Origin of the sequence: Streptomyces turgidiscabies Car8, assembly GCF_000331005.1 — a bacterium.
In the GTDB taxonomy this organism is placed as follows: Bacteria; Actinomycetota; Actinomycetes; order Streptomycetales; family Streptomycetaceae; genus Streptomyces; species Streptomyces turgidiscabies.
Map to the genome: position 1 here is coordinate 1 of NZ_AEJB01000286.1, position 8,033 is coordinate 8,033.

Consider the following 8,033-nt stretch of genomic DNA (forward strand, 5'->3'; position numbering starts at 1 on the left):
GGCAACTCCGTACCGGGAGGCCACGTCGTGTGCGGGCCACGAGAAGGCCCGGAGACCGCGGCGACGGCCGTGGAGGTTACAGCGACGGCGTCATCATCTTGACCGGCTCCGTGCCGACCGCGCTGTGCCGCTCCGCCCAGCTCTCCAGAGCGGTACGGCAGGCGTGGTCCAGGTGGTGCAGGCCCGACAGGTCCAGCTCTATCGGCCGGTCCTGGGGCAGCGCCTCCAGGCTGTCGAGGATCTTCGGCAGGCGCAGGAAGGTCGCGTTGCCCGACAGATACGCCTGGACGGGCCCGGCGCCCTTGTCGATGACCTCCAGCTTGAGGTGCGAGGCCTCCCAGGCGGTCTTGGCCACCGACAGGGCGAGACCGATGAGCACGCCCTCGAACATGTTCACGGCCACGATCGACACGGCCGTGACCACCAGGATCAGCGCCTCACCCCGGTGCTCGCGCCATAGCAGGGCGACCCCGCGCAGCGGTATGAGCTTCCAGCCGGCGTGCACCAGGATGCCGGCCAGCGCGGGCAGCGGTATGAGCGCCAGAGCCCCGGGCAGCAGCGCCGCGAACAGCAGCAGCCATACGCCGTGCATGACCCGGGACGCCTTGGTCCGCGCCCCCGCCTGGACGTTCGCCGAGCTGCGCACGATCACCGCGGTCATCGGCAGCGCGCCCAGCAGTCCGCACACGGTGTTGCCGGCGCCCTGCGCCATCAGTTCCTTGTCGTACTGGGTGCGCGGACCGTCGTGCAGCCGGTCCACGGCGGCGGCGCTGAACAGGCTCTCGGCGGACGCGATCAGGGTGAACGCCACGACCGTGCCGAGCACGCTCAGGCTGCCCAGTTCGCCGAAGGCGCCGAGCCCGGGCAGCTGGACGGCGTCCAGCAGGCCCTTCACCTCGACGGTCGCCACCGGCAGGCTGAGGACGAGGGTGACGACGGTCGCCAGGACCACCGCGGCGAGCGCGCCCGGCACCGCCCGCACCTTCTTGGGCATCCGCTGCCAGAGCACGATCACGGCGATCGTGCCCGCGCCGACCGCCAGCGAGGCCAGCGCGTTGGTGCTGCCCACGGCCTTCGCGGCGGCCTCGGGCAGCCCGGTGATCTTGTCGAGCCCGGTGGCCGGCGCCTTCAGCCCGGCCGCCGCGTACAGCTGCCCGGCGATGATCACGAGGCCGATTCCGGCCAGCATGCCCTCGACGACGGACACCGATATGGCCCGGAACCAGCGCCCCAGCTTCAGGGCGCCCATGGCGAGTTGCAGGAGCCCGGCGGCGAGCACGATCACCCCGAGCGCGGGCAGTCCGTGTTCCCGTACGGCCTCGAAGACCAGCACGGTGAGGCCGGCGGCGGGGCCGGACACCTGGAGGCTGCTGCCCGGCAGGAGTCCGGCGACGATGCCGCCCACGATGCCGGTGACCAGCCCGAGTTCGGCCGGTACACCCGAGGCGACGGCGACGCCCACGCACAGCGGCAGGGCGACCAGGAACACGACGAGCGAGGCGGCGAAGTCCTGCCGCAGATGAGGGACCTTGGTGGACACGGTACGTATGTCCATGGTGGCCCTCACAGCGCTTCGAACGCGTCGGTGGCGGCGCGGTGTTCGCGCACGGACCCGGTGTGGACCTCGTAGTACCAGCCGCGCAACCGCAGTTCGCCCTTGGCGAGGCGTTGTTCCACACAGGGGTAGGAACGCAGTCGCAACAGCTGTGTCAGGACGTGGTTCTGGACGGCCGAGGCGACCGTCGGGTCGTCGGTGTCGGACGGGGCGGTGGCCCCGGGGCCGTCGGCCGCGTGCGCGAGCCAGTCGCGTACGGCGGGTACGGCGGTGAGGTCGTCGCCGCGCACCAGGGCGCCGACGGCGCCGCAGTGCGAGTGGCCGCAGACCACGATGTCCTGGACGCCGAGGACCTCCACGGCGTACTCGATGGTGGCCGCCTCGCCGGTGGGGCGTGCTGAGGCGTACGGGGGGACGATGTTGCCCGCGGTGCGCAGCTCGAAGAGCTCACCCGGCCTGGCACCTGTGATCAGGGCCGGGACGACCCTGGAATCGGAGCAGGTGATGAACAGGACCTGGGGGGACTGGCCTTCGGCGAGCTTCGCGAACTCCTCCGGGCGCTGACCGAAGGTGCGGGCGTTGTCGATGAGGGGCTGCATGTGGTGACTCCTCCTGGCGCGCCTCAAGGGCGCGTCGGACGTACATGACAGTCGGACGTGCTGACAGGGAGTGGGGGGACGTCCCGCCTGTCAGCAGCGGAACACCTGGAGCGCGGCCGGGGTGTGCGCGGCCGGACATCTGGGTTGCTCATGGCGGGACGTGACGCGTCTGTCCGGACCGGCGGGGGCCGCGGGGTCCACGGAGAGAAGCGGGCGTTCGGGTGCCTGGGGACCCGAGTCGACGACCCGGTGCCGGTCGCGGATGCGCAGGGGCAGGCTCGGGTCGTGGTGACGGCCGCCATCACCGCAGGTGACGTACTCGTCGCGCTGGGATGCCGCCCTGGGTTTGTTTCTGGGCTCGGTCTTGGCCTCTGCATGACGGGCTGTGTGCGCGGATGCGAAGGATGCCGTGGGAGCGAAGAACTGGAGCGTCAGCAGGGCGGCGGCGAGGAGGGCGATCACGCTCCGGGCTGTAGTACCTCGGAACATGTGCCCCCCTCCAGGCGTTCGGCGATCTCTAGTACACGTCAACGGTTGGTCAACCGTGGGTCAAGAAACACGTTAACCCTGCGAAGTTGTTTGCAGGGTTAACTTAACGTTTCAGGCTGAAGAGAGCCTGAAAAGCGGGGGTGGGATGACGTGAACTGATCGTTGACCTGCGGAAGTTCATATGGTCCGCGGGTCGGGGCGGCGCGCGCCCCGGGGTGTCACGAGGGCTCTACGAGGCCCTTGGCGTCGCGGGCCAGCGCGGTCAGGCGGGAGATCGCGCGGAAGTACTTCTTGCGGTAGCCGCCGTTCAGCATCTCCTCGCTGAACAACTGGTCGAAGGGCAGACCGGAGGCGAGCACCGGCACCTCGCGGTCGTACAGCCGGTCGGCGAGCACGACGAGCCGCAGCGCCGTCGACTGGTCCGGAACCGGCCGCACCTCGGTGAGGCACACGGCCTTCACGCCGTCCGTGAGGGCGCCGTACCGGCTGGGGTGCACCCGGGCGAGATGGTCGAGGAGCTGCGGGAAGTCGTCGAGCGAGGCGCCCTCGGTGGCGTACGCGGCCTTGGTCACCTGCTCCTCGGAGTAGGGCGCCGGCGCCTGGGGCAGCCCCCGGTGGCGGTAGTCCTCGCCGTCGATGCGCAGCGCGCGGAAGTGGGCGGACAGGCCCTGGATCTCGCGCAGGAAGTCCGCCGACGCGAACCGCCCCTCACCGAGCTTGCCCGGCAGGGTGTTCGAGGTGGCGGCGAGTGCCACACCCGCGTCGACGAGCTTGCCGAGCAGGGTCGAGACGAGGACGGTGTCACCCGGGTCGTCCAGTTCGAACTCGTCGATGCAGAGCAGCCGGTGGCCGGACAGGGTCTGGACGGTCTTCTGGAAGCCGAGGGCGCCGACCAGGTTCGTCAGCTCCACGAAGGTGCCGAAGGCCTTGAGCGCGGGCTCCGCCGGGGTGGCGTGCCAGAGGGAGGCGAGGAGGTGGGTCTTGCCGACGCCGTAACCGCCGTCGAGGTAGACGCCACGTGGGCCGGCCGGCACCTTCGAGGGCTTGACCTTCCCGAACCCGAAGAACCCCCGCCTGCCGCCCCCCACGGCGTGCGCCCCGCCGAGCCCGGCCGCGAAGCCGTCGAGGACCCGCACGGCCTCGGTCTGGCTCGGCTGGTTCGGGTCCGGGTCGTACGTACCGAAGCGCACCGAGTCGAACCGGGGCGGCGGCACCATCTCGGCGACCAGCCTGTCCGCGGGGACATGCGGCTCACGGACGCACAGGGACAGCGGGGCCGCGTCGGCTATCGGACCGAGACCGGGGGCGGCGGGGGTGGTATGCACGGTTCACCATGCTAAAGGCTTTCCGGTGTGCCCGGTCGGCCCGGACCTGGGGTGCGCCGACCCGCGGTGGGCGGCGTGCGCCGCGTACGGCCGTGAGGTGGCGGCGGGTCGCGACGCGGAACGCCGGCCGGCGGCGGCAACACCCCAGTTGGGCGCGGCTCACCCCGTGCCTCCAGGTCCGGTCACCGGTGCGGTCACCGGTCCGGCCCGCCGGACAGGCGCTGGGCCCCGTGCCAGACTGCCTGGCATGCGACGTCTGTTCCCTGTGACCGAAGAGACAGTGGCCGACGCCTCGGGAGGGGCCGTGAGCGCCGGTGGTGCCGGTGATTCGCCCGGGGGTGGCAGGGCGGTCGACCGGGAGTGGACCCTGGACGAGCTGGCCGCCGCGTACGCCTACCCCGAGCGGACGAACGAGCGCCGGGAAGCCTGGCTGCGCGCCAACATGGTGTCCACCCTCGACGGCGCCGCCCAGCACGACGGCCGGTCCCAGCCCATCTCCTCCGCCTGTGACATGAGGATCTTCGGCACCCTGCGGGCCCTGGCGGACGTGGTCCTGGTCGGTGCGGAAACGGTACGCCAGGAGGGGTACCGTCCGGCACGCGCGCGTGCGGAGTTCGCAGCGGCCCGCGAGGCGGCCGGGCAGGCGGAGGCGGCGGCGATCGCGATCGTCAGCGCGAGCCTGGAGCTGGACTACTCGCTCCCGCTGTTCACCTCACCGCTGGTTCCCACCCTGATCCTCACGGGCGCCGCTGCCGCCCCCGACCGTGTCGCGGCCGCGGAGAAGGCGGGCGCCCGGGTGGTCGTCGCCGGTGACGGCATGGGCGTCGACCCGGCGCGTGCCGTACAGGCTCTCGCCGACCTCGGTCACACCCGGCTGCTGGCCGAGGGCGGGCCACGGCTGCTGGGGCAGTTGGTGGCGGCCGAGGTGCTCGACGAGCTGTGCCTGACGATCTCCCCGATGCTCACCGTGGGGGACGCCCAGCGGATCTCGGGCGGGCCCACGGTTCCGGTGCCCCGTCACTTCGAACTGGTGTCCCTGCTGGAGGAGTCCGGCTTCCTGTTCAGCCGTTATCGCCGCTCCTGACGCACGGGGGCGCACTCGTCCCCGACACCATGCGGAACCTGTCGTTCCGTTTGTCTTTCGCTGGGCACACTAAATTTCGCAGTCCCCGTGCGATCACGGGGCAGGATGGTTTCAGCAGGGGCCTACGAACGGCCCACGGACGAGAAGGGCGCCTGTCGTGTTCACAAGCGTACTGATGATCGAGAAGGCCCTGACGTCCGCCGACGTGGAGTTCGTCACCACCTTGCACGGCGATGAGGACGTGGCCTTCCACGTGCTGCTCCAGCCCCGGGGCGACCAGGCCGACCGACTGCTGCGGGCCATCGACGACATCGCGCTGGGCGAACTCGACGAGGCGGCGCACGAGCGGGAGACCCCCGAGGGCAAGGACGCGGCGGCGATGGGGGAGCAGGCGCTGGAGGTGTCGCTGACGGCGCTGCGAGCGGCCGGTCACGAGGCGGAGGGGCGGATCGTCGAGGACCATCCGCTCGACGCGCTGCGGGGACTGGTCGACGAGATCGAGGCGGACGAGGTCATCGTGCTGACCGACCCCCACTACGTGGAGGAGTTCTTCCACCGGGACTGGGCCTCCCGGGCCCGGCACAAGGTGGGGGTGCCTGTGCTGAAGCTGTTCTCGCACAGCAAGGCGTAGTCGTCAGGCCACAGCCGTCGCGCCGGGAGTCCGTGCTCCTTGTGAGGTGCCACCCGGCGCACGCAATAGGCTGGGGCCCGTTCTAGCTGTCGTACCGCATCTGGGGAGAAACGCACATGGCACCCGGCCTTCCTTCCGCCATGGACCGACCGCACTTCATCGGCATCGGAGGCGCCGGGATGTCGGGGATCGCGAAGATCCTCGCGCAGCGCGGGGCCCAGGTGGCCGGCAGTGACGCCAAGGAGTCCGAGACGGCGGCGGCCCTGCGGGCGCTGGGCGCGACCGTGCACATCGGGCACGCGGCCGGCCATCTCGCCGACGACGCCTCCTGTGTCGTTGTCTCCTCCGCGATCCGTGCGGACAACCCGGAGCTGGCGCGGGCGGCGGAGCTGGGAATCCCGGTGGTCCACCGTTCGGACGCGCTCGCCCGGCTGATGGACGGCCTGCGGCCCATCGCGGTCGCGGGCACGCACGGCAAGACGACCACGACGTCGATGCTGGCGGTGTCACTGAGCGAGCTGGGGCGCGGCCCGTCGTACGCGATCGGCGGCGACCTGGACGCCCCCGGCTCGAACGCCCTGCACGGCGACGGCGAGATCTTCGTGGCGGAGGCGGACGAATCGGACCGCAGCTTCCACAAGTACGCGCCCGAGGTCGCCATCGTCCTCAACGTCGAACTCGACCACCACGCCAACTACGCCTCCATGGACGAGATCTACGAGTCCTTCGAGACGTTCGCGGGCCGGATCGTGCCCGGCGGGACGCTGGTGGTCTCGGCCGACCAGGAGGGCGCCCGCGAGCTGACGCGGCGCCTGCCGGACTCCGTGCGGGTGGTGACGTACGGGGAGGCGGCGGACGCGGACGTGCGGGTGCTGTCCGTCGTACCGCAGGGGCTGAAGAGCGAGGTGACCGTCGAGCTGGACGGTGCCCGGCTCACCTTCACGGTGTCGGTTCCCGGCCGGCACTACGCGCTCAACGCGGTGGCCGCGCTGGCGGCGGGCGTCGCGCTGGGCGTGCCCGCGGGTGAGCTGGCCCCCGCCCTGGCGGCGTACACGGGCGTGAAGCGGCGCCTCCAGCTGAAGGGCGAGGCGGCCGGCGTCCAGGTCATCGACTCGTACGCGCACCACCCCACCGAGATGACGGCGGACCTGGAGGCGATGCGGTCGGCGGTCGGCGAGGCGCGCATCCTGGTGGTCTTCCAGCCGCACCTCTTCTCCCGTACCCAGGAGCTGGGCAAGGAGATGGGCCAGGCGCTGGCGCTCGCGGACGCGTCGGTCGTCCTCGACATCTACCCGGCCCGTGAGGACCCGGTCCCCGGCGTGACGAGCGCGCTGATCATCGACGCGGCGCGGGCCGCGGGCGCCGACGTGACGGCCCTGTCCGACAAGGCCGAGGTGCCCGAGACGGTCGCGGGAATGGCGAAGCCCGGTGATCTCGTTCTCACCATGGGCGCGGGTGATGTGACAGACCTGGGCCCGCGGATCCTGGACCGCCTGGCACGGTGACGTCCACGGCTTCGCAGTGACTCTCGCGGTGACATTCGCGGTGACTTTCGCAGTAAGGGGCTGAGCTTCATGTCGTACGACGTCGAAAAGCCGGACGAGCAGTGGCGCGCGGAGCTGACGCCGGCCGAGTACGCGGTCCTGCGTCAGGCCGGCACGGAGCCCGCCTTCGTGGGTGAGTACACGGACACCAAGGCGAAGGGCGTCTACTCCTGCAGGGCCTGCGGGGCCGAACTGTTCACCTCGGACACGAAGTTCGAGTCGCACTGCGGCTGGCCGAGCTTCTTCGACCCGAAGGACACCGACGCGGTCGAACTGCTGTCGGACCGGACCCATGGAATGGTGCGGACCGAGGTGCGGTGTGCCCGGTGCGGATCACATCTAGGACACGTGTTCGAGGGTGAGGGGTATCCGACCCCGACCGATCAGCGGTACTGCATCAACAGCATCTCGTTGCGGCTGGCGCCCGAAGAGGGCTGAGGCGCCGGGAGGCAAACACGTCTGGGGGGCGACGGCAGCCCTGACGACACCGCCTACCACCGGATCTTCGACGCGTTCTACCGGGGCGCCTTCGACGCCGGCCGCCAGGTCCGGATCATCCACGCCCGTCACCTGCACGACCCGCGCGGCGAACGGGACGGACTGACTCCCGAGGAGGCGGTGACCCGTCACCCGGTCCTGGTCGTCCCGGCGCTGTACGTCGTCCACGACTCCACCCTCGACTGGTTCGCCGCGTACGCCCATGCCGGCGGCCACCTGGTCCTCGGCCCGCGCACGGCGTACGCCGACCACGATGCCCGGGCCCGCCACGAACTCGCCCCCGGACGCCTGGTGGACGCGGCGGGTGT

Annotated in this window: 8 protein-coding genes and 1 pseudogene; 5 read left to right on the top strand and 4 right to left on the bottom strand. The window is 71.2% G+C overall.

All coding sequences use genetic code 11. The annotated features are described in order from the left end of the window. Positions 1-76: 76 nt before the first annotated feature. From STRTUCAR8_RS19105 to zapE, 4 genes are all read right to left on the bottom strand, one after another. A complete protein-coding gene (locus tag STRTUCAR8_RS19105; RefSeq protein WP_044472462.1) occupies positions 77-1,555 on the bottom strand; it encodes a SulP family inorganic anion transporter in 1,479 nt (492 codons plus the stop codon). 8 nt (positions 1,556-1,563) lie between these two features. After that, positions 1,564-2,154, bottom strand: coding sequence for a carbonic anhydrase (locus STRTUCAR8_RS19110; protein WP_006377477.1), 591 nt, complete (start codon positions 2,152-2,154; stop codon positions 1,564-1,566). 90 nt (positions 2,155-2,244) lie between these two features. Next, positions 2,245-2,643 (bottom strand): hypothetical protein, encoded by a 399-nt coding sequence (locus tag STRTUCAR8_RS19115; RefSeq protein WP_006377480.1) that lies wholly within the window; start codon positions 2,641-2,643, stop codon positions 2,245-2,247. A gap of 218 nt (positions 2,644-2,861) precedes the next feature. After that, positions 2,862-3,968, bottom strand: coding sequence for a cell division protein ZapE (zapE, locus tag STRTUCAR8_RS19120; protein ID WP_006377483.1), 1,107 nt, complete (start codon positions 3,966-3,968; stop codon positions 2,862-2,864). Between the two features lie 247 nt (positions 3,969-4,215). Here zapE and STRTUCAR8_RS19125 point away from each other — a divergent pair, with 247 nt between their 5' ends. From STRTUCAR8_RS19125 to STRTUCAR8_RS49865, 5 genes and pseudogenes are all read left to right on the top strand, one after another. Beyond that, positions 4,216-5,052, top strand: a complete 837-nt coding sequence (locus STRTUCAR8_RS19125) for a pyrimidine reductase family protein (protein ID WP_044472463.1) — start codon at positions 4,216-4,218, stop codon at positions 5,050-5,052. Positions 5,053-5,209: 157 nt separating this feature from the next. Continuing rightward, positions 5,210-5,683, top strand: coding sequence for a hypothetical protein (locus STRTUCAR8_RS19130; protein ID WP_006377479.1), 474 nt, complete (start codon positions 5,210-5,212; stop codon positions 5,681-5,683). A gap of 116 nt (positions 5,684-5,799) precedes the next feature. Further along, positions 5,800-7,188 carry a UDP-N-acetylmuramate--L-alanine ligase gene (gene murC / locus STRTUCAR8_RS19135; RefSeq protein WP_006377488.1) on the top strand — a complete coding sequence of 463 codons (1,389 nt, stop codon included), beginning with the start codon at positions 5,800-5,802 and terminating at the stop codon, positions 7,186-7,188. Between the two features lie 69 nt (positions 7,189-7,257). Beyond that, entirely contained in the window at positions 7,258-7,665 is a 408-nt protein-coding gene (gene msrB, locus STRTUCAR8_RS19140; RefSeq protein WP_006377489.1) for a peptide-methionine (R)-S-oxide reductase MsrB, read from the top strand. 30 nt (positions 7,666-7,695) lie between these two features. Then, positions 7,696-8,033: pseudogene (locus STRTUCAR8_RS49865) on the top strand (beta-galactosidase trimerization domain-containing protein); the annotation flags it as partial.

Coding starts and splice junctions, on each gene's coding strand:
- STRTUCAR8_RS19115 (WP_006377480.1), bottom strand. CDS start 2,643: ATGTTCCGAGGTACTACAGCCCGGAGCGTGATCGCCCTCCTCGCCGCC.
- STRTUCAR8_RS19125 (WP_044472463.1), top strand. CDS start 4,216: ATGCGACGTCTGTTCCCTGTGACCGAAGAGACAGTGGCCGACGCCTCG.
- murC (WP_006377488.1), top strand. CDS start 5,800: ATGGCACCCGGCCTTCCTTCCGCCATGGACCGACCGCACTTCATCGGC.
- STRTUCAR8_RS19105 (WP_044472462.1), bottom strand. CDS start 1,555: ATGGACATACGTACCGTGTCCACCAAGGTCCCTCATCTGCGGCAGGAC.
- msrB (WP_006377489.1), top strand. CDS start 7,258: ATGTCGTACGACGTCGAAAAGCCGGACGAGCAGTGGCGCGCGGAGCTG.
- STRTUCAR8_RS19110 (WP_006377477.1), bottom strand. CDS start 2,154: ATGCAGCCCCTCATCGACAACGCCCGCACCTTCGGTCAGCGCCCGGAG.